The organism is Saccharopolyspora antiqui, assembly GCF_052246905.1.
In the GTDB taxonomy this organism is placed as follows: Bacteria; Actinomycetota; Actinomycetes; order Mycobacteriales; family Pseudonocardiaceae; genus Saccharopolyspora.
The window spans coordinates 49,941-69,429 of the sequence record NZ_JBQQBO010000020.1 but is presented as its reverse complement, the minus strand read 5'-3'; the positions used below and the strand labels follow the sequence as shown (position 1 = coordinate 69,429).

Below are 19,489 nucleotides of genomic sequence, written 5' to 3'. Positions count from 1 at the left end.
TCATGAAGCTGGCCACGCTGCGCCTCGGTGGCAGGACCACCGCCGCTCGCATCGACGGTGACGAGGCGGTGGCGCTCGCGGCGACCGACGTCGGCGCCCTGCTGCGGCAGGACCGCTGGCAGGACATCGCATCCGCGGACGGCACCCGCCACCAGCGCTCCGATGTGGACTTGGCGCCGGTGGTGCCCAGTCCGGGGAAGATCGTCTGCGTCGGGCTGAACTACCGCAACCACATCCTGGAGATGGGTCGCGAACTTCCGGAATACCCGACGCTGTTCGCGAAGTTCACGGAGGCGCTGGTCGGCCCGAACGACGACATCGAGCTGCCGAAGGTCTCCGAGGCGCTGGACTGGGAAGCCGAGCTGGCGGTCGTGGTGGGCTCGCGGGTGCGGGGCGCCGACCGCGCGGCGGCCGAGGCGGCGATCGCCGGTTATGCGGTGCTCAACGACGTCACGGTGCGCGACTACCAGTACCGGACCAAGCAGTGGTTGCAGGGCAAGACCTTCGAGGCCACCACGCCGTTCGGGCCGTACCTGGTGACGCCGGAGGAGTTCGAGCTCGACGCGGACATCGTCACCGAGGTCGACGGTGCGGTCATGCAGCGCGCCAACATCAGCGATCTGCTCTTCGACCCGGTGCACCTGGTCTCCTACATCTCCGAGATCGTCACCCTCAACCCGGGCGACGTGATCGCCACCGGTACCCCCGGCGGTGTCGGGCACGCCCGGAAGCCGCCGCGCTACCTGACCGCGGGCAGCAAGCTGGTCACCCGCATCGACGGGCTGGGCGAGCTGGTCAACATCGTCAAGGAAGCCTCGTGAGCCTGGCGCAGCAGCTGCGGTGGGCGCGTCGCGGGACCGCGTACTTCGCCCGCAAGCTGGGCGAGCTCCCCGACGCCGGATTCGACGCGCCCACCGGGCTGCCGGGCTGGACGCGGCGGCACCTGGTCTCGCACGTGGGCTACAACGCGCGGGCGATCGCGCGGCTGGTCGACTGGGCCGCCACCGGGGTGGAGAACCCGATGTACTCCTCGCCGCAGGCGCGTGCGGCGGAGATCGAGGAAGGCGCCACGCTGAGCGTTTCGGCGCTGCGGGCGCTCGCCGAGCACGCGGCGGTGCACCTGGACGTCAGTTGGCGGGATCTGCCCGAGGACCGCTGGAACACCGAGGTCCGCACCGCGCAGGGTCGTCTCGTGCCAGCCACCGAGACGACGTGGATGCGGGCGCGCGAGGTGTGGATCCACGCGGTCGACCTCGGCAACGGCGCCAGTTTCGTCGACTTCCCACCGGATTTCGTCGACGCCCTGCTGGTCGACATCACCGGCCTGTGGCAGCGCAAGGCCCAGGGCCCGGCCCTGCTGCTGGCCCCGACCGACCGCGACGCCCGGTACCGGGTGGACATCGACGGTGCGCAGCCCAACGTGGTGCGGGGTTCCAGCGTCGACCTGGCCCGCTGGGTGGCTGGACGGGGTGTCGGCGACCTCAAGGCCGACGAGGGCGAACTACCGGAGCTGGGCCGCTGGCTGTAGTTCGCGGTGCCCGAAGCAGGTCTTCGGGCGAATCGGATCCGAGCGAGCGGCGCTGGTGCGTCGTTCGCTCGGTTTCCGAAAACCGCCGCGGGCGCCTCGACTAGCCTGCCGGGCATGTTCTTCTACATCGCCGCCGGACTGCTTTTCCTCGTGTTCGCGGTGAGTTTCCTCTACGACCGCCGTCAGCTGCGCAACGGCGTCTACCTGTTCCTCGCGCTGGTCTTCCTGGTCGGCGGACTGCTGATGTCGCTGGCTTCGGTGTCGGAACCGGCGGCAGCCATCGTGCTGCTGGGGCTGGTGCTGCTCATCCCGCTGTCCATCCTGGTCCTCGCCGGTTTCCTGATCGCCAACGGCGTGACGATGCTGCGGCGCGAGGGCAGGCGCCCGGCGAACCTGCTGTCGCTGGCCGCGGGCATCGGGATCATCGGTTACCTGCTGCTGCGCGCCCTCGCCAACGCCATCCAGTGGAAACCGTTGCAGGTCGCCATGGACACCGCGGGCAGCCTGCTCGCATACGTGTCGATCCTGTTCGTGTGCTTCCTGCTCTACTCGTTCGTCTACGGCAAGATCCGGCACCGCCGCGCCGTGGACTTCATCGTGGTGCTGGGCTCGGGGCTGATCGGGTCCCGCGTGCCGCCGCTGCTGGCCAGCCGACTCGACCGGGGGCGCGCCGCGTTCGACGCCGAGCGGGCGAAGGGCCGACACCCGGTGCTGATCACCTCCGGCGGGCAGGGACCGGGCGAGGACCTCCCCGAGGCGCGGGCCATGGCCGACTACCTCGTTTCCAAGGGCGTCCCGCAAAACGAGATCCTGGTCGAGGACGAGTCGCGCACCACCGAGCAGAACCTGCGGTTCAGCAAGGCGATCATGCAGTCCATCAAGCCCAAGTACCGCTGCCTGGTGGTCACCAACAACTTCCACGTCATGCGCGCCGCCCGAATCGCCCGCAAGGAGAAGGTCAGGGCCCAGGTGATCGGTTCGCCGACAGCCCGGTACTTCGTGCCGAGCGCGACGATCCGCGAGTTCGTAGCGGTCTTCCTGACCCACCGCGTCGTAAACGGCTGCATCTTCCTACTCCTGATCGCCAGCCACGTGCTCCCCGCGATCGAGTGAGGGGTGAAGGGCACCTTCGACCGACTATGCCGGTCAAAGGTGCCCTTCACCTCGCACCGTTCGGGTGGTGACGGGTGGTTTGCTTGGATCGGGGGCGTGGATCTGCTTCGCCATCTCCGGTTCTTCGTCGCGGTCGCCGAGGAAGGCCACTTCGGGCACGCCGCCGACCGGCTCGGCATGACGCAGCCGCCGCTGTCGCAGGGCGTGCAGCGGCTGGAGAACAGGCTCGGCGTCACGTTGTTGACCAGGGGTTCGCGCGGTGTGCGGCTGACCACCGCCGGTGCCGAACTGCTGCCCAGGGCGCGCGCCCTGCTCGACGGTGCGGACCAGTTCGAGGACGAGGCGCGCCGCCAGCGAGAGAACCGCGGTGCGGTGCGCCTCGGTGTCATCCCGGCGTTGAGCGACTGGCGGATCGCCGCCGTCACGGCCGATGTCCGCGCCGCCGCACCGGATCCGGCGGCGCGCGCGGTGATCACCACTACGGCGCCGACCGCGGAGCTCGTCGATGCCGTCACGGTCGGTCGGCTGGACTGCGCGGCGGTGCACCACCCGGCCCTGATCGGCGCGCTGGAAGCCGGGCCGGTGCTGAAGATCCCGCGCCGGCTGCTGATCCCCAACGATCATCCGGCCGCCCGCCGCAAGCAGTCGATCAGAGCGCTGCGCGGGCTCGCCTGCGCCACCACGCCGCGCAGCCACGGCACGGCCGCGTTCGACCTGCTCGTGGACACCCTGCGGAGCAAGGGCCTCGACCCGGACTTCCTACCGGCGGCTGGGGACCGCGACGCGGTCGCCGCGGTGGCCGCCGGGCGCGCCTTCGCACTCACCACCGACTCCGCGCTGCGAGCGCCGGGTGTGGTCAGCGCGTCGGCCGGGGACGACCTGGCGCTGCGGGTGCGGCTGGTCTGGCAGGAACCAACGCCGGAGGACGTGCGCACCGCGTTCGAGGCCGCGTTGCGGAGGCAGCGGTGAACCCGGTGACGGGCCGGATCCGCGAGGTGCTCGCGGATGCCGGTGCCGAGGGCTGGGTGCACGCGGTGCAGTTGGGTGCCGCGAACTCGCGGGAGATCGGCGTCGGTGCCGACGAACTCGTGGTCACCGCGTCCGTCTACAAGCTGCCGCTGCTGGTGGCGCTGTGCCGCGCCTTCGACGCCGGGTCGCTGGATCCGCGCGCGGCGGTTCGGATCGATCCGGCGTCCGGTACGCGCGGCCCGACCGGGCTTTCGACGTTCCTGGACCCGGTCACGCTGTCCTGGCGCGACCTGGCGGCCTCGATGATCGGGGTGTCCGACAACACCGCCGCGGATGTGATCCTCGCCGAGGTGGGCTTGGACGCGGTCGCCGCCACGCTCGCCGACCTGGGGCTTTCGCAGACCAGGGTGGTCGGCGGCACCGCCGATTCGCATGCCTCGCTGGTCCGCGACCTGGGCGCGGCGTCCGCCGCCGAGGCGTTCGCGCTGCTCGCCGACAACGACGAGGTCAGGACCGTCAGCGCCTACGCCCCGGCACTGGCCAGCGCCACCACACCGCGCGAAATGACCCGGCTGCTCGGGCTCATCTGGGCCGATGCCGCCGCGTCACCGGCGCAGTGCGCCTTCATCCGGCGGTTGCTGGGGAACCAGGTTTGGCTGCACCGGATCCGCGCCGGGTTCCCGTTCCGGGGTGTGCGGGTGGCGGGCAAGACCGGCACCATCGGCGCGGTGCGCAACGAGGTGTCCGTCGTCGAGTTCGACGGCGAGGCACCGGTCGCGGTCGCGGTGTTCACCTTCGCCGCGCGGGCCGACGCGGCGTTGCCGACGGTCGACGCGGCCATCGCGGAATGCGCCCGGATCGCCGTCACCGACCTGCGGTCCGGGCGACTGTGATCGAGCCCGTCGTCAGGCGGGGGCCGCGGCGGGCAGGGTCGCGGTCACCTGGAAGCCGCCGTCGGGCAGCGGGCCGGAGGCGATGGTGCCACCGGCCAGCTGCACGCGTTCGGCGAGCCCGATCAGGCCCTGCCCACCGCTGGGCAGGCTGCGCTGGAAGTCGTTGGCCGGACGGGTGTTGCGGACCGCGGCCACCAGGTGTTCCGGCTCGTAGTCGAGCGTCACGGCGGCCTGGGATCCGCCCGCGTGCTTGTGCACGTTGGTCAGCGCTTCCTGGATGACCCGGTAGGCGGCGCGCTCGATGTGGTCGGGCAGCGGTCGGCGCTGCCCCTCGACGCGCAGTTCGGCCGCCAAACCCGCCTCGCTGGACGCGGTGACCAGCGCTTCGACGTCCCGCAAGGTCGGCTGGGGCGGTTCGGGCGTGTCGTCGGTGGGATCGGCGCGCAGCACGCCGATCATCTGCCGCAGTTCGTTCAGCGCGCCCCGGCCGACCGCCTGGATGGTGGCCGCCGCGCGGGCGGCTTTCTCGGGGTCCCGGTTCGCGAGCAGCTCCAGCGCCCCGGCGTGCACCACGACCAGACTCACCTGGTGTGCGATGGAATCGTGCATCTCGCGGGCGATGCGGGTGCGTTCTTCGGCGCGCGTTCGCTCGGCGATCAGGGCCTGCTCGCGTTCCGCGCGCTCGGCGCGCTCCACCCAGTGCAGCAACCGGGTTCGGCGACCGGCCATGTAGAGCCCGACGACGACGGGGAAGAGGTTGATGACCGCGTACCCGATGAGCCCCTCGACGGTGTTGACGTCGAGCGGGATGGTGGCGCCCAGCCAGTTTGGATACGCCAGGACGGTGAACGCTGTGATGCTCCAGATCTGCCAGCGCTTCCGGCCGTAGGCCCCCAGCGCGTACAGCGCGACCAAGCTTCCCCAGAACATCGGGGTGACGTAGTGCGCGACCGCCGCGAACAGCGCGACCGAGGCCGGGAACCGGCGCATGCCCAGCAGCGCGAGCGAGCCCGCCAGCACCACGGCGAGGTCCTTGATCGGGACCGGCGCACCGGGCGGCTGGTTCTGCATGATGCTCCACACCGAGATCAGCAGGACGAACCCGCTGATGGCGGCGAGGACCACCCACCTCGGCACCCGCGCCAGCCAGGACGGCCGCGAACCGAGGAAATACCGCAAATCGTCCGGACCGGTCGGCTCCGATCGGTCCGCGACCAGCTTTCGCTCTGCCACACCGGAAACCCTATGGGAATCGGGCGAAGATCGAGTGAGCCTGGGGTCGTAGTCCCCGGGTATGACGATGCCCTCGCCGAGCTGGGCTTTCTGCGATCGCAGCATGATCAGCGGATGGCACCCGCGGGCGACGCCCGCGCAGCGTCCCGCGCCATAGCTTCGCCGCATGGCTTACCCGAGTGAAAGTCCAACAGTCGTGCTGCCCCGCGGCGTCGACGCCGCGCAGGCTGGTCAAACCCGGTTGCACGGTGTCGATCTGGCCCGTGCGCTGGCCGTGCTGGGCATGTTCGTCGCGCACATCGGACCGCTGATGCTCGATCCGCACGCGGGCACGGCCGCCGAGGTGTTGGCCGCCTTCGGCAACGGCCACGCCTCGATCCTGTTCGCCACGCTGGCCGGGGTGTCGCTGGCGCTGCTGACCGGCGGCAGCCGCCCGCACGAGGGTCTGGCGCTGCGGAGGGACCGGATCCGCATCGCGGTGCGCGCGGCGATCCTTTTCGTGCTCGGCATGGCGCTAACCCAGCTCGGCACCCCGATCATGGTGATCCTGTCGTACTACGCCGTGTACTTCGTGCTGGCCCTGCCGGTGCTGGTGTTGCGGCCGCGGGTGCTCCTGGCATCCGCTGGGATCTGGGCCGTCGTCGCGCCGCTGGTGTCCTACTTCATCCGGCGTTCGCTCGGCGGCGAGACCGCGGGTGGTGCGTTGTCCTTCAGCGACCTGGCGTCGCTATCCGATGCGGGGGCCGGGTTGCTGCGGCTGCTGCTGGACGGTGCGTACCCGGTGTTGACGTGGATGCCGTTCGTGCTGGTCGGTCTCGCCGTCGGGCGGCTCGACCTGCGCTCGACGGCGGTTCGGCTGCGGCTGCTCGGCTCCGGCATCGGCCTTGCGGTGCTCGGGTACGGCGGATCCTGGCTCGCCCTCAATGTGTTCGGCGGTATCCGCGCGTTGGCTCCGATCCTGGATGCGCTGCGACCGATGGCCGACCAGGTCGGCAGGACCCCGCTGGAACTCCTGCGGATGGTGAGCTTCGGGACGGTGCCCACCAGCAATCCGGCGCTGCTGCTGCTCGACGCACCGCACTCCGGCACCACGTTCGAGATCGTGGGCTCCACTGGTTTCGCCCTGGCGGCTCTCGCGCTGTGCCTGATGGTCGTCGATCGGCTGCGAACCGTGCTCGCGCCGCTGACGGCCGTCGGTGCGCTGGCGTTGACCGTCTACACGCTGCAAGCCGTGGCGCTGAAGTTCGTGATGGACGCCGACCCGGCATTCCTGACGGCGCACCCGTGGCTGCCGCTGACCGCGCTCGCGCTGGTCAGTGTGCTGTTCTGCGGGCTGTGGCGACCGCTTCTCGGTCGTGGCCCGCTGGAACGGGTGCTGCACTGGGCATCGACTCGGGCGTCCACGGCGCTGGCCCGCTGACCTGCCGGTGCGTGGGAGTCCGAAGTGGACTCAGGTGCGCTTGGCGCGACTGGGCGCGACCCGTGGTGGTTCGCCGGGCTGCTTGGGGTAGACCGGCGGCCACGGGGCGTCACCGAGCCCGGCGGCCAGATCGCGGCGCGACCACTCCAGCAGCGGCTCGATCGACTGCGGCTGCTGGTCGGCCCAGGGATCGCCCTGTTCGGCCACCCGCTTCGGCACGGTGGCGATGGTGAGCGCGTCGGGCTCGACGTCGGCCAGCTCGTCCCAGCTGATCGGCGTCGACACCTGCGCACCGACGCGGGGACGCGCGCACCAGGCGCCGAAAACGGTCTTGTGCGGCGCGTTCTGGTTGAAGTCCACGAACACCCGAGCGCCGCGTTCCTCCTTCCACCACTTCGCGGTGATCAGGTCGGGTCGGCGCTGTTCGAGCGCGCGGGCCAGCGCGACCGCGGCCGCCCGCACTTCGTAGCTGTCCCAGCGCCGTTGCAGCGCGGCGTAGATGTGCAGACCGCGCGATCCGGAGGTCTTCAGCCGCGCATCGATGCCGAGTTCGCCGAGCATCTCGCGCGTGACCGAAGCCGCCTCCCGCACCTGCGGAAACCGGACTCCGGGGGACGGGTCGAGGTCGATGCGCAGTTCGTCGGTGAACTCGGAGGAGTCGGCGTGGTACGGCCACACGTGGAAGCCCAGGCAGCCGAGGTTGACGCCCCAGATGACGTGCGCCAGGTCGGCGGCCACCAGCGCGTCGCTGGTGGTGCCGTTGGGGGTGGCCACCACGGTGGTCCGCAACCACGGCGGGGCGGACTTCGGCACCCGCTTCTGGAAGAAGGACTTGCCGCCCGCCCCGTCCGGGTACCGCTCCAACAGCAGCGGTCGCCCCCGCAAAGCGGTCATCAGCGGCTCGGCAACGGCCTGGTAGTAGCGGATCAGGTCGAGTTTCGTCTCACCGCGCTGGCTGAAGAAAACCTTTTCGGGGTGCGACACCGACACCTCGGTGCCCCCGATGTCCAACTTGACAGCCTCAGCCATGACTCCGCCTCCACCCCGAACGGCGCGGCCCCGGTCGCGCCGAGCAGCCTCCAAGGGGACAGGGTAGGCCCGGCCCCGGACCAACGCCCGCGTTATCGCAGCCCGGACGGCGGCTCACCACGTCGAACCACCATCGGAGAGGATTCCGCCATGCCCGCCGCGGACACCCCCTACGGCAGCTGGGAGCCGGACACCCCGGCAGAGGTTCGGCGGCTGCTGGGCGGGCTGTCCGCACCGTGGTGGCTGGCCGGTGGGTATGCGATCGAGCTCGCGCTGGGCCGTCCGCTGCGCCACCACGACGACATCGATGTCCTGGTGCTCCGCCGCGACCAGCTGGCCGTCCAGCGCGCCCTGTCCGGCTGGGACTGCTGGGCCGCCGACCCGCCAGGCGTGCTCCGCCCCTGGCAGCCCGGCGAGAGGTTGCCGGTCGGCGTGCACGACATCTGGTGCCGACCGGGTCCCGACCGGTCCTGGCGGATCCAGGTCATGCTGGACGAGTCGTGCGGTGCCGAGTGGGTTTCGCGGCGCAACGCTGACCTGCGCCGCCCGATCACGGCACTCGGCCGCACGAATCGGGACGGCATCCCCTACCTCGCGCCCGAAGTTCAACTGTTCTACAAGGCGAAAGCGCCCAGGGCCAAGGACGAGGTCGACTTCGACGCCGTGCTGCCCGAGCTCGACGCGCGGCAGCGCGGTTGGCTGGCTGACGCGATCAGCACCACCTACGGGCCGCATCCCTGGCTGCCCGCACTCGCCTGAACGGGTTCGGTCGCGTTCAGCTTCCGGGTGGCGAGCAGGACCCGCTCAGGTGGCGCAGTGCGGCCCCGGGGTCGGAGGTACGTCGAGGGTTGGATTGTGGTCGAAGAAGCCGACCGGTTTGAGGGTGAAGCCGCAGCTGTCGACCGGCATCACCGGCCAGTCCTCGGGCCGTGGGAAGTGCGTCATCCCGAAGGTGTGCCACAGCACCAGATCGGCGCCGTCGATGTCCCGGTCGGCGCTGGTGTACTCGGGCAACCCGGCACCGGGCGCGCTCTGGTTGACCAGGTCACCGGCCGGGTAGCGCTCGTCGGGCGCGTAGCGGGTGACCCACAGGTGCTTGGTCGCGAAGGTGGCCCGGCCGTGGATGTCGGACGCCTCGTCGGCCAGCAGCGTCGGCGAGGCCTGCGGGATCAGCGCGTAGCCGGGGTGTTCGCCGAGCCGGTTGCGGCGCTCGGTGTTGATCACCTGCCAGCTCCGGCCGAGTTCGGGGGCGGCGTTGCGCTGCGCCTGCGCTTCGGTGGCCAGCCGCCGGGTGCTGCGCCGGAAGGCGTTGCCGAAGGGGTTCTCCGGCCCGATGGGCACCCGCTGCGCCTGGACCTCGTCGACCGCGTTGGTGGTGCCGTCGACGGCCATGTCCAGCCGGGCGTTGAACAGGTGCTGGTGGTACGGCGCGGCGAGGTCGGGTGCGACCTGGGAGGCGTAGGGCGCCACCCGCTCGTCGTAGTGGGCGGTGAACACCACGCCGGTGGCCTTGGCCGCCAACTCGATGGTGCCGTCGAGGTAGAGGTACCAGTAGAAGCCGTAGTCGTAGTTGCCGACGGTCACGAAGAAGGAGACGACCAGTCGCCGCTGGCGGCGGGTCTGCTTGCTGCCGCTGGCCGGGTCGCTGTGCTTCCACAGCACTCCGGCGTCCTCCTCGTGGATGCAGATCGCGTTGGCCAGCGTCACCGGCTCACCGGCGCCGTTGCTGACGATCGCGTCCAGGTAGGTGATCTCGCCCAGGCAGTCGCAGCCCAGTTCGAGGCTGTTGGCCAGCCGTCCCAGCAGGTATTCGCCGGTGTCGAAGTAGTTCTGCCAGAATCGGATCGGGCCCGGGTCGGCGTAGGGCACGATCATCTCGGCGACCGAGGCGCGGTGCAGCACCGGTCGCAGCCGGTCGCCGTCACGGAAGCCGATCTGGTGCAGCACGAGCCCTTCGCGCATGTCGTAGCCGATGCGCAGGCTCCAGTTCTCCCAGTGCAGTTCGTGATCCCGCACGGTGAAGCTCGGTCCGTCGGGCTGGGTGATCTCGATGGGGCGCAGCGTGGTGCGCAGCGGGCCGCGCACCTCGGGATCGTCGTAATCGCCGGATTCCTGCGGGATCGGGGTCGCCCCGGTGTCGACGATCTCCAGCACGGTCCGCGCGATGAGGTCGACGTAGGCCAGCAGTCCGTCGACCGGATGCGCCCAGACCATTGTGGACGGTTCGGGGCGCCAGTGCGCCAGCACCCGCACCAGTCGCCGCCCGCCGTCGGGGATCGACGCGAAGCGCCCGGCGGACAGCGCCGCGAGGTAGACCTGGTGCGGGTCGTCGATGCCGCGCCGCCGCAGGGCGTGCTGCCAGCCTTCGTCGGCGGCCATGATCTGGCGCACCAGCTCGTGTTCCTCCGGCAGCACCGGAACCTGGCCCGCCGTGCGCGGATCGATCGGGGTTCGGGTGCCGACGGCGGCGTCGGTGAGCGAGACGAGCACGTCCTCGGCATCGCCGGTTTCGACGTCCAGCAGCAGCACGCGCGCCTCGCGGGGGAGGTCGGCTGCGTCGAGGGCGTCCTTGGCCGGTTCGGCGAGCCCGACGTAGCAGAACCGGGTGCTGCTTCGAAGCGTCCCGTCGGTTTGGAGGATTTCGCGCACCGCGGCGATTTCCGCTGCGGTCAGCGGCGCGAGCGGGTGCGCCGCGGCGGCGGTGTCCCGAGCGGGTGCGTGGCAGCGGTCCGTCACGGCCGTTCCTCACTGTCGCTATTTCCAACACTGTCGCTATTCCCAGCCGAATGCCGGAACGTTCCGGCATAGTCCTCGCAAGAGGCTAACCGGATGCCGACCGGATGGTCAACGATTCGTCGCGGAGTCGGCGAACTCACCGATGGCGAACGGGTTTCCAGTTCGTGTCGGGATCTCGAAACGGGCTTGACCGGGCAGTGCGGCCGGTCGTTTAATCGCTGCCCATGTCGGAACGTTCCGGCGATCCCGGTCCGGGCCGCCGACATGTGACGATGCGGGCGTGCCCGCCGGGAGGTCAGGGCTCGATGCGATCCAGATGGTCGGCCGTGCTGGTGGCCGCCGCGCTGCTGGCCGCCGGATGCGCGCCGGGCGGCACCGCGCCGCCGATCGGGCCGCTGGTACCGGGCTACCTCGCCGTCGCCGATGCGAAGATCCCGGCCGGTGGCACGGTCGAACTGCAGATGCCGGTGGACATCGGCACCACCACCGGGCTCGATCCGCAACTGGCGGAGGTGGCCACCTCGTGGCAGTTGCTGTCGCTGTCCTACGAGACGCTGGTCGAGATGGGGCCCGGCTTCCGGATCGACCCCGGTCTGGCCGAGAGCTGGGAAACCCCGAGCCCCACCAGGTACGTCTTCCGGCTGCGGCCGGGCGTGACCTTCGCCAACGGCCGGGCGATGACCGCCGACGACGTGGTCGGCAGCATGCGTCGGCTGCTGGCCGGGCAGGGCGTGTGGCGCGCCCAGGTCGGGCCGGTCGAGTCGGTGACCAAGCTCGACGAGCGCACCGTCGAGTTCGTCCTCGCCCGCCCGTACACGCCGTTCCTGGCCGCGCTGGCCAACGTACCGGCCGCGGTGCTGCCGATGGTCGAAGTCGACAACGGGTCGGTGGACCTGTCGAAGACCATGCTGGGCACCGGCCCGTTCGTGGTGGACGCACACCGGCAGGACGTGTCGTGGCGGTTCAAGCGGCGGCCGGGCTACTGGGCGCCGGGCCTGCCCGCGGCCGACACGGTCAACGTCGCGATCGTGCCGCAGGAGCAGACCCGGATGGCCGCGTTGCAGAATCGCAGCGCCGACCTGGCGATGCTGGGAAACGTCGACGCGCCAAGGGTTTTCGCCGGAAACCGGACGATCGACGTCCGACCGCAGGCGGCGACCGACTACTACTACCTGATGCTCAACACCAAGGCGCCGGACACGAAGTTCGCCGACCAGCGGGTGCGGACGGCGATCAACATCGCGCTGGACCGCCCGCAGATCGCCGCCATGGCCACCGGCGGCCTCGGCAAACCCACCGGTGCCACCCCGGTCGACCTGCCCGGCGCGTGCCACCCGGCCCAACTGCCGTCGGCCACCGCTGGCCTGGAGCGCGCTCGGCAACTGCTGCGCGAGGCCGGTGCCGAGAACCTGTCCTTCTCGCTGGCCATCTACTCCACCGAGCCCGCTCCCGCGGTCGCCCAGGTGGTGCAGCAGAACCTGGCGCGGATCGGGATCCAGGTGACGATCGAGCAGTTGGACGAGGGCAGCTGGGCGGGCGAGGTCTACGGCGAGGTGCCCGCCCGGTTCGACGCCGCGCTGTCCTGGTTCGCCGGTTACGCCGACGCCGGGATGGTCCCGCAGTGGTGGAACCCGGACGCCGCCGGTTTCAACATCGGGTTCATGCGGTCGAATCCGGCGCTGAACCAGGCGATCGAGGCGGTCAACGCGACCACCGAGGGCGCGCAGCGGACCGCCGCGCTGCAAGCGCTGTGCACCGCCGTCGACCAGGACGCGCAGATGATCCCGCTGGTCACGCGCCCGGTGGTGGTCGCCTACCGGGTGGATCTGGTCAGTCCCACGGTCTACGCCGAAGAGGGCTACGGCAACCCGTACCAGCGGATCGCCGAATTCCGGGCGCTGCGGTAGCCGGGCGCGCGACAGCGGAAGGGACGGGTTGATGCGGCTGCTTTCCTGGTGGGCGCGCCGAGCGCTGAGCGCGGTGCTCACCCTGCTGGTCGTCTCGGTGCTGATCTTCGCCGCGGCCCGGCTGATGCCCGGCGGCTTCGCCGAAGTGGTGCTGGGGCCGTTCGCCAGCCCGCAGCAGCGGGCGGCGGTCGCCGCCGATTACGGGCTCGACCAGAGCATCGCGGTGCAGTACGGCCGCTGGTCCGCCGCGGTGCTGGGCGGCGACTTGGGCAGCTCGATGATCAGCGGGGAGCCGGTCACCGCGGAATTCCTGCTGCGGCTGCCGGTGACCGTCGAACTGACGCTGCTCGGCATGGTCGCGGCGGTCCTCTTCGGACTCCCGCTCGGTGTGCACACCGCGCTGCGCGCCGGTGGTCGCGGCGGCTGGCTCGGTCGGTTGGTCAGCGGATTCGGCGTGAGCGTGCCGGAGTTCGTGCTGGGCAGCCTGGTGGTCTTCGTCTTCTCGCGGTACGCGCTCGGCCTGACGATCGGGGAGTACACGCCGTTCGGCGAAAACCCTTGGGACAACCTGCGAACCATGCTGCTGCCCGCCGCCGTGCTGTCGGTGTTCGCGATCTCGGTCACCGCCCGCACCACCCGCGACGCGGTGCTGAACGTGTTGGTGGAGCCCTACATCACCGCCGCGGTCGCGCGCGGCGCGTCGCCGAGGTCCATCGTGCTGCGGCACGTGCTGCGCAACGCCGCGCCGCCGGTGGTCGTCGTGCTGACCACGATCACCGCCTACCTGCTGGGCGGCGCGGTGATCATCGAGTACCTGTTCAACCTGCCCGGTGTCGGCTCGTACGTCGTGCAGGCGGTCGGCCGCCGGGACTACGCGGTGGTCCAGGCGGGCGTGCTGCTCGCGGCGGTGGTCTTCGTGCTGCTGAACATGTTCGCCGACGCCGTCGTGGGCGTGCTCGACCCTCGGCTGGGCGTCTCGTCGCGACGGAGGCGGGGATGAGGCTGCGGACCCGGTTGCGGACGCTGGACCTGTTGGAGCGCATCGCGCTCGGCTGCCTGACCGTGCTGGTGGCGGCGGCGCTGGCCGGATTCGCCTGCGGCGCCGGGGAAAGCGCGGCGCTGATCGTCGGACCGAGGCTGGCGCCGCCGAGCGCGCAGTGGCCCTTCGGCACCGACCACCTCGGCCGCTCGATGCTGCCGCGCGTGTTGGCGGGCATCGGCACGACGTTGCTGCTGTCGACGATCGCGGTGCTGGTGACGGCCGCGCTGAGCACCCTGTTGGGCATCGTCGCCGGGTACCGGGGCGGCTGGCTGGGCGAATTGGTGCTGCGGCTGGCCGATGTGCTCTCGGCGTTCCCGACGATCGTGCTGGCGATCCTGGTCGCCGCGATCCTCGGGCCCGGCCAGACCACGACGATGTCCAGCATCGTGCTGGTCACGATTCCGCTGATGACCAGGCTGGTGCGCACCGCCGCGCGCACGGTGGCGCAGCGCGAATACGTCACCTCGGCGCTCATCAGCGGCGCCGGGTGGCCGCGCATCCTCACCCGGCACGTGCTGCCGGGCGTCGCGGGCACCGTCGTGGTGCAGGCGACCTACGCGCTGTCGGTCGGCATCCTCGTCGAGGGCGGGCTCGGGTTCCTGGGCTTCGGGGTGCAGCCGCCGCAGTCGTCGCTGGGGGTGCTGATCCAGCAGGGCGGGATCTACCTGCTCGCCGCGCCCTGGCTGCTGGTCGTCCCCGGAATCGTCCTGGTGGTGGCGATCCTGGCCATCAACGTGCTCGGCGACGGTCTGCGGGACCGTCTGGAACCCAGGGAACCGAGGTCGCTGGCATGACCGACTTGCTGCGCGTCGACGATCTCGTCGTCGACTACGAAACGGGACAGCGCGCGGCCCGCGCGCTCGACGGCGCCGAACTCCTCGTCGGCCGCGGCGAGACCGTCGGCATCGTCGGGGAGAGCGGATCGGGCAAATCCACCCTCGCCGCCGCGATCGGCGGACTGCTGCCGGGAACGGCGCGGATCACCGGCGGCCAGGTCCGCATCGACGGGGCGGTGGTGGGGCAGCTGAGCAGCAGGGCACTTCGCCAGCTGCGGCGGGATCGGCTCGGCTTCATCTTCCAGGACCCCATCGGCGCCCTCGACCCCACCATGCGGGTCGGCCGCCAACTCGGCCTGGTGCTCGGCGATCGGGACCGGGAGCGCATCCTGTCCATTTTGGACGGTGTTCGGCTGCGCGATCCGGCGCGGGTCGCGCGGTCCTATCCGCACCAGCTCTCCGGCGGGATGGCGCAACGGGTCGCCATCGCGATGGCGATGGCCGCCCGCCCGGAGATCCTGATCGCTGACGAGCCGACCGCCGCCCTCGACGGTCAGGTCCGCGAGGAGGTGCTCGACGTGGTGTTCGCGCTGGCCGAATCGGCAGGCACCACCGTGCTGTGGTTGAGCCACGACCTGCCCACCGTCGCCCGCCGATGTGCCCGCGTGGCGGTGATGTACGGCGGCCGGATCGTCGAATCCGGACCCGCCGCGCAGGTGCTGTCGGCGCCACGCCACCCGTACACCGCGGCGCTGGCCAGATCCGTGCCGAGCACCGTCGCCGAAGGTGTCCGGCTGGTGCCGATCCCCGGCCAGCCGCCGGTGCTGACCGGTCCGGCCGCCGGGTGTTCGTTCGCCCCGAGATGCCCGGTGGCCATCGACGTCTGCACCGGTTCCCGGCCCCGGGTGAGCGGTTCGTCCGGCTGGACGGTGGTCTGCCACCGGGCGGATGATCCGGTCGTGGTCGGAGCGCGCGGATGAACGAACCGGTTCTCGAACTCGACAGGGTCTCGGTGACCTTCCGCTCCGGCCCACCGTGGCGGCGGTCGACCGTGCACGCGGTGCGCGACGTCTCGCTGCGGCTGGCGCCCGGCGAAACCCTCGGTCTGGTGGGGGAATCCGGTTCCGGCAAGACCACCACGAGCATGGTGGCGCTGGGACTGCAACGCCCGAGCACCGGGTCGGTGCGGTTCCAGGGCAGCCCGTTCCCGAAGCGGCGACGGGCGTTGGCGGGCCGGATGCAGGCCGTGTTGCAGCACCCGCAGTGGTCGCTGAACCCGCGCATGCTCATCGGCCAGTGCGTGGCCGAACCACTAGCGGTGCTGGGCACGCCGAAACCCGAGCGGCAAGTGCTGGAAGCCCTGGTGCAGGTCGGCCTGGACGCTTCCGTCGTGCGGCGGTACCCGCACCAGCTCTCCGGCGGGCAGCGGCAGCGGGTGTCGATCGCGCGGGCGCTGATCACCCGGCCGCCGTTCATCGTCTTCGACGAGGCGGTCAGCGCGCTGGACGTCTCGGTCCAGGCCCAGATCCTCAACCTGATCAAGGACCTGCAGGCGGAGTTCGGTTTCGCGGCGCTGTTCATCTCGCACGATCTCGGTGCCGTTCGCTACGTGGCCGATCGGGTCGCGGTCCTGCGGCACGGCGAGATCGTCGAAACCGCCGATGCGGCGGTGTTCTACCGCACCCCGCGCCACGCGTACTCACGAAAACTGGTGGAGGCATTGTGATCAGCGAGAACACCGCGAATCTCCGGGTCGCCGAACCGTCGAGCTTCGCGGCGGGAGCGGTCACCAACGACGACGTCGCGCTGGCACCGCAGCCCAGTCCGGGCCGTGCGTCGGTCACCTTCGACATCCCCGGCGTTTTCGTCGGCACCGCCGAGTACGCCGAGGGCCCCACCGGATGCACCGTCATCCACATCCCCGACGGCGCGCGCACCGCGATCGACGCGCGCGGCGGCGCGGTCGGGCTCAGCGGCGGTTACCAGGTGCACCAGGCGATCGTGCTGGCGGGTGGGTCGGTGTACGGGCTGGAGGCGGCGGCGGGGGTCAGCACCGAACTGCTGCACCGCGTCGACAACCGCACCCACTGGTCCGCGCTGCAACACGTCTCCGGTGCGGTCATCTACGACTTCTCGGCGCGCGACACCGCCATCGCCCCGGACGCCGCACTCGGCCGGGCCGCCCTGCGGCGCGCCAAGGAAGGGGAGTTCCCGGTCGGCCGGTGCGGTGCGGGCCGCGCCGCCACGGTGGGCAAGATCGACTTCGCGCGGGCCGAGTTCGCCGGGCAGGGCGCGGCATTCCGAACCTTCGGCGAGCTGAAGGTGCTGGTCGCGACCGTGGTCAACGCGGTGGGGGTGATCGTGGACCGGGACGGCCGGATCGTGCGCGGCAACTTCCACGAGGAAACCGGACACCGCCACCCGCCGGTCGACGACTACCTGGCGGCGGCCACCGGGGCGCAGCCGGTGCCTACCGTGGCAGGGAACACGACGCTGACGGTGCTGGTGACCAACGTGCGGCTGCCCGACTCCGCGCTGCACCAGCTGGGCATCCAGGTGCACAGCTCGATGCACCGGGCCATCCAGCCGTTCCACACCGAACTCGACGGCGACGTGCTGTTCGCGCTGACCACCGACGAGGTGGACCTCACCGGCACGACGGCCGCCGGGCTCGGCGCCCTGGCCGGTGAGGTCGCCTGGGACGCGGTCCTCAGCAGCGCCCGCTGACACCGGAATTCCGAAGGAGTGCGCCATGCCGATTCCCACCCACGTTTCAACGGAGCTCGACGCCGCCGATCGCGGATGGGCGCTCGGGCACACCTGGCGAACCGAGCTGCAGGCGAGTTTCACCGGCTACGCCGAGCTTTTCGACGCGGTCGGCGCCAGCCGCGGCCAGGTCCGCGAGTGGGGCGAGCAGGCAGTGCGGCGCACCGCGGAGTGGGCGCCGCGGCTGGCCGTGGAGATCGCCGCGATGGCGGAGGGCGCCGGGCTGGCGCGGTGGCAGTTGGGTGCCCTCAACGCCCGGACGGAGGTGCTGGCCGCTGCCGCGCACCTCGGCGAAGGCGACTGCTCCACCTCGGTGGTGTTGCCGGGCAACGTGGTTGCGCCCCGCACGGTGCAGACCTGGGACTGGCACGACGTGCTGCGCGACGGGATGCTGATCCACTCCTTCCAACCGCGACCCGGCCACCAGGTGCGCACCTTCACCGAGTTCGGCGTGGTCGGCAAGATCGGTGTGAACAGCGCCGGGCTCGGCCTGCACTTCAACGTGCTGCGCCACGACTCCGACCACGACCGGATCGGCGTCCCGGTGCACGTCGTCGCCCGCCGGATCCTCGACGAGGCCACCAGCGTCGAAGCGGCCGTCGAGCTGGCCAGGTCGGCACGGCTGTCGGCCTCCTCGGTGCTCACCGTCGTCACCTTCGACGGGCAGCGCTCGGCCGCGAGCGCCCTGGAACTCTGCCCCGACGGGGTCGCCGAGATTCCCGCCGACGACACCGGAACGCTGCTGCACACCAACCACTTCCTGGACCCGAAGCTCGCCGAGGGGGAGCGGACCACACCGGAGGTCTCCACCACCGACCAGCGGCTGGCGAGCTTGCGGGAGCGGGCCGACGAACTGCGGGAAGCCGACCGCACCCAGCGCGCCCACGCACTGCGCGCGGTGTGCGCGCACCCGGACCCGGAGCTGCCCCCGCACCAGCGCTGGCAGACGCTGGCGACGATCAGCCTCGACCTGGCCGACCACCGGCTCCACGTCCACCCCGGCGGTCCGTGCGGGGTGGCGGCCACGACGTGGCAGTCAGCCTGACGGCCGGGTCGAGCGCCGCTCGTTGATCCCGATCCGCAAGGCGCGTTCGGTGCCCTTGGGCGCGGTACCGGAGAGGATGTCGAACAACAGCCGCGCGCATTCCGCACCGGCCTCGCGCGGACGCAGGTCGATCGCGGTGATCGGCGGGTCCGCGTGCCGCAGCGGTGCGCTGTCCACACAGGACGCCAGCAGCAGATCGCCGCCGATCCGGCGGCCCGCATCGCGCAGCACCGGCAGGGCCACCATCGCCGCGCCATCCGGCGCGCACACCAGCGCGTCCAGTTCGGGCTGGTCGCTGAGCAGATCCCGAACGCAGTCCGGTACCTCGTCGGCGGCGGTGCCGAACGGCAATTCGCGCAGCAGCGCGGGTGCCCCGGTTCGGCGGCACCACTGCCGGAACGAGGCCTGCAAGCTGGCTCCCCAGTCACCGGCCGCGCTGGAGGCCAGCAGCGCCGGGCGGCGGGCGCCGACGGTGTGCAGCCGGTCGAGCAGTTCCTCGAACATCGCCGCGTGCTCGGAGCGCACCACGCCGTCCGGGCTGGCCTGCCCGGTGAACCGCTCGCAGGTCACCACCGGCACGCGGGAAGACATCAGTCCGTGCACCACCGGGTCGGTTTCCAGCGGATCCGCCAGGATCACGCCGTCGACCGGGAGGAACGCGCCGGGGCCGGAGAGCTGCCGGGACATGATGAGGGTGACGTTGTAGTTCAGCCGCGCGGCCTGCTCGACGGCGCCGAAGGCGAACGACATGTAGTACTCGGACCGGGTCAGGTTGTCCGGCAGGTGCAAACCGATCGCGCCAGTGGTGGCCATCCGCAGCGAACGGGCCGACGGATTGGGCGCGTAGCCGAGCCGGATCGCGGTCTCGGCCACCCGGGCGCGGGTCGCCTCCGACACCCGGCCGGAGTTGCGCAGGGCATCGGAGGCAGTGGTTTTCGACACCCCGGCGGCCCGTGCCACCGCCACCAGCGTGACCGGCTCATCCGTGCTCACGGCAGACACGATAGCCGGGCGGATTCCGCCGCGTGCCAG

Annotated in this window: 18 protein-coding genes; 14 read left to right on the top strand and 4 right to left on the bottom strand. The window is 71.2% G+C overall.

Going from position 1 to position 19,489, the window contains the following annotated elements:
- Positions 1–2 precede the first annotated feature (2 nt).
- The 5 genes from ACTWQN_RS27295 to ACTWQN_RS27275 all read left to right on the top strand — a co-directional run bounded on the left by ACTWQN_RS27295 (position 3) and on the right by ACTWQN_RS27275 (position 4,503).
- Positions 3–821, top strand: coding sequence for a fumarylacetoacetate hydrolase family protein (locus ACTWQN_RS27295; RefSeq protein ID WP_443206440.1), 819 nt, complete (start codon positions 3–5; stop codon positions 819–821).
- The gene (locus ACTWQN_RS27290; protein WP_443206439.1) at positions 818–1,528 is read left to right on the top strand and encodes a maleylpyruvate isomerase family mycothiol-dependent enzyme; all 711 of its coding nucleotides are present in this window, start codon (positions 818–820) and stop codon (positions 1,526–1,528) included. The genes ACTWQN_RS27295 and ACTWQN_RS27290 overlap by 4 nt, the downstream gene beginning before the upstream one ends.
- A gap of 114 nt (positions 1,529–1,642) precedes the next feature.
- Positions 1,643–2,641, top strand: a complete 999-nt coding sequence (locus ACTWQN_RS27285; protein WP_443206438.1) for a YdcF family protein — start codon at positions 1,643–1,645, stop codon at positions 2,639–2,641.
- A 96-nt stretch (positions 2,642–2,737) separates the two neighbouring features.
- Positions 2,738–3,610 (top strand): LysR family transcriptional regulator, encoded by an 873-nt coding sequence (locus ACTWQN_RS27280; RefSeq protein WP_443206437.1) that lies wholly within the window; start codon positions 2,738–2,740, stop codon positions 3,608–3,610.
- The gene (locus ACTWQN_RS27275) at positions 3,607–4,503 is read left to right on the top strand and encodes a serine hydrolase (RefSeq protein WP_443206436.1); all 897 of its coding nucleotides are present in this window, start codon (positions 3,607–3,609) and stop codon (positions 4,501–4,503) included. Before ACTWQN_RS27280 ends, ACTWQN_RS27275 begins: the two co-directional genes overlap by 4 nt.
- A 12-nt stretch (positions 4,504–4,515) precedes the next feature.
- Here the strand turns inward: ACTWQN_RS27275 and ACTWQN_RS27270 are convergent, their stop codons facing one another.
- Complete coding sequence (locus ACTWQN_RS27270; RefSeq protein ID WP_443206435.1) at positions 4,516–5,736, bottom strand: sensor histidine kinase; 1,221 nt, start codon at positions 5,734–5,736, stop codon at positions 4,516–4,518.
- A gap of 166 nt (positions 5,737–5,902) precedes the next feature.
- On the opposite strand from ACTWQN_RS27270, the gene ACTWQN_RS27265 reads away from it, so the two are divergent.
- Positions 5,903–7,156 carry a DUF418 domain-containing protein gene (locus tag ACTWQN_RS27265; RefSeq protein WP_443206434.1) on the top strand — a complete coding sequence of 418 codons (1,254 nt, stop codon included), beginning with the start codon at positions 5,903–5,905 and terminating at the stop codon, positions 7,154–7,156.
- A gap of 30 nt (positions 7,157–7,186) precedes the next feature.
- On the opposite strand, the gene ligD is transcribed toward ACTWQN_RS27265, so the two are convergent.
- On the bottom strand, positions 7,187–8,185 hold the full coding sequence (ligD, locus tag ACTWQN_RS27260) for a non-homologous end-joining DNA ligase (RefSeq protein ID WP_443206433.1): 999 nt from the start codon (positions 8,183–8,185) through the stop codon (positions 7,187–7,189).
- Between the two features lie 150 nt (positions 8,186–8,335).
- On the opposite strand from ligD, the gene ACTWQN_RS27255 reads away from it, so the two are divergent.
- Positions 8,336–8,944 carry a nucleotidyltransferase domain-containing protein gene (locus tag ACTWQN_RS27255; RefSeq protein WP_443206432.1) on the top strand — a complete coding sequence of 203 codons (609 nt, stop codon included), beginning with the start codon at positions 8,336–8,338 and terminating at the stop codon, positions 8,942–8,944.
- A 45-nt stretch (positions 8,945–8,989) separates the two neighbouring features.
- On the opposite strand, the gene ACTWQN_RS27250 is transcribed toward ACTWQN_RS27255, so the two are convergent.
- A complete protein-coding gene (locus ACTWQN_RS27250) occupies positions 8,990–10,921 on the bottom strand; it encodes a primary-amine oxidase (protein ID WP_443206431.1) in 1,932 nt (643 codons plus the stop codon).
- A gap of 305 nt (positions 10,922–11,226) precedes the next feature.
- Between ACTWQN_RS27250 and ACTWQN_RS27245 the strand changes: the two genes are divergently transcribed.
- The 7 genes from ACTWQN_RS27245 to ACTWQN_RS27215 are packed head-to-tail and all read left to right on the top strand — an operon-like array spanning position 11,227 to position 18,457.
- Complete coding sequence (locus ACTWQN_RS27245; RefSeq protein WP_443206430.1) at positions 11,227–12,828, top strand: ABC transporter substrate-binding protein; 1,602 nt, start codon at positions 11,227–11,229, stop codon at positions 12,826–12,828.
- A gap of 31 nt (positions 12,829–12,859) precedes the next feature.
- Positions 12,860–13,828, top strand: a complete 969-nt coding sequence (locus tag ACTWQN_RS27240; protein WP_443206429.1) for an ABC transporter permease — start codon at positions 12,860–12,862, stop codon at positions 13,826–13,828.
- On the top strand, positions 13,825–14,664 hold the full coding sequence (locus ACTWQN_RS27235; RefSeq protein ID WP_443206428.1) for an ABC transporter permease: 840 nt from the start codon (positions 13,825–13,827) through the stop codon (positions 14,662–14,664). Before ACTWQN_RS27240 ends, ACTWQN_RS27235 begins: the two co-directional genes overlap by 4 nt.
- Positions 14,661–15,626 (top strand): ABC transporter ATP-binding protein, encoded by a 966-nt coding sequence (locus ACTWQN_RS27230; RefSeq protein ID WP_443206427.1) that lies wholly within the window; start codon positions 14,661–14,663, stop codon positions 15,624–15,626. Before ACTWQN_RS27235 ends, ACTWQN_RS27230 begins: the two co-directional genes overlap by 4 nt.
- Complete coding sequence (locus ACTWQN_RS27225; RefSeq protein ID WP_443206426.1) at positions 15,623–16,372, top strand: ABC transporter ATP-binding protein; 750 nt, start codon at positions 15,623–15,625, stop codon at positions 16,370–16,372. Before ACTWQN_RS27230 ends, ACTWQN_RS27225 begins: the two co-directional genes overlap by 4 nt.
- On the top strand, positions 16,369–17,373 hold the full coding sequence (locus tag ACTWQN_RS27220) for a P1 family peptidase (protein ID WP_443206425.1): 1,005 nt from the start codon (positions 16,369–16,371) through the stop codon (positions 17,371–17,373). The genes ACTWQN_RS27225 and ACTWQN_RS27220 overlap by 4 nt, the downstream gene beginning before the upstream one ends.
- 25 nt (positions 17,374–17,398) lie before the next feature.
- Complete coding sequence (locus ACTWQN_RS27215) at positions 17,399–18,457, top strand: C45 family autoproteolytic acyltransferase/hydrolase (RefSeq protein WP_443206424.1); 1,059 nt, start codon at positions 17,399–17,401, stop codon at positions 18,455–18,457.
- Here ACTWQN_RS27215 and ACTWQN_RS27210 read toward each other — a convergent pair.
- Positions 18,449–19,450 (bottom strand): LacI family DNA-binding transcriptional regulator, encoded by a 1,002-nt coding sequence (locus ACTWQN_RS27210; RefSeq protein ID WP_443206423.1) that lies wholly within the window; start codon positions 19,448–19,450, stop codon positions 18,449–18,451. The genes ACTWQN_RS27215 and ACTWQN_RS27210 overlap by 9 nt on opposite strands.
- Positions 19,451–19,489: the final 39 nt, after the last annotated feature.

What these genes read in the sequence shown, in the direction of transcription:
- ACTWQN_RS27215 (WP_443206424.1), top strand. Translation starts at nt 17,399, where the DNA reads ATGCCGATTCCCACCCACGTTTCAACGGAGCTCGACGCCGCCGATCGC.
- ACTWQN_RS27230 (WP_443206427.1), top strand. Translation starts at nt 14,661, where the DNA reads ATGACCGACTTGCTGCGCGTCGACGATCTCGTCGTCGACTACGAAACG.
- ACTWQN_RS27285 (WP_443206438.1), top strand. Translation starts at nt 1,643, where the DNA reads ATGTTCTTCTACATCGCCGCCGGACTGCTTTTCCTCGTGTTCGCGGTG.
- ACTWQN_RS27255 (WP_443206432.1), top strand. Translation starts at nt 8,336, where the DNA reads ATGCCCGCCGCGGACACCCCCTACGGCAGCTGGGAGCCGGACACCCCG.
- ACTWQN_RS27265 (WP_443206434.1), top strand. Translation starts at nt 5,903, where the DNA reads ATGGCTTACCCGAGTGAAAGTCCAACAGTCGTGCTGCCCCGCGGCGTC.
- ligD (WP_443206433.1), bottom strand. Translation starts at nt 8,185, where the DNA reads ATGGCTGAGGCTGTCAAGTTGGACATCGGGGGCACCGAGGTGTCGGTG.
- ACTWQN_RS27240 (WP_443206429.1), top strand. Translation starts at nt 12,860, where the DNA reads ATGCGGCTGCTTTCCTGGTGGGCGCGCCGAGCGCTGAGCGCGGTGCTC.
- ACTWQN_RS27245 (WP_443206430.1), top strand. Translation starts at nt 11,227, where the DNA reads ATGCGATCCAGATGGTCGGCCGTGCTGGTGGCCGCCGCGCTGCTGGCC.
- ACTWQN_RS27295 (WP_443206440.1), top strand. Translation starts at nt 3, where the DNA reads ATGAAGCTGGCCACGCTGCGCCTCGGTGGCAGGACCACCGCCGCTCGC.
- ACTWQN_RS27235 (WP_443206428.1), top strand. Translation starts at nt 13,825, where the DNA reads ATGAGGCTGCGGACCCGGTTGCGGACGCTGGACCTGTTGGAGCGCATC.
- ACTWQN_RS27225 (WP_443206426.1), top strand. Translation starts at nt 15,623, where the DNA reads ATGAACGAACCGGTTCTCGAACTCGACAGGGTCTCGGTGACCTTCCGC.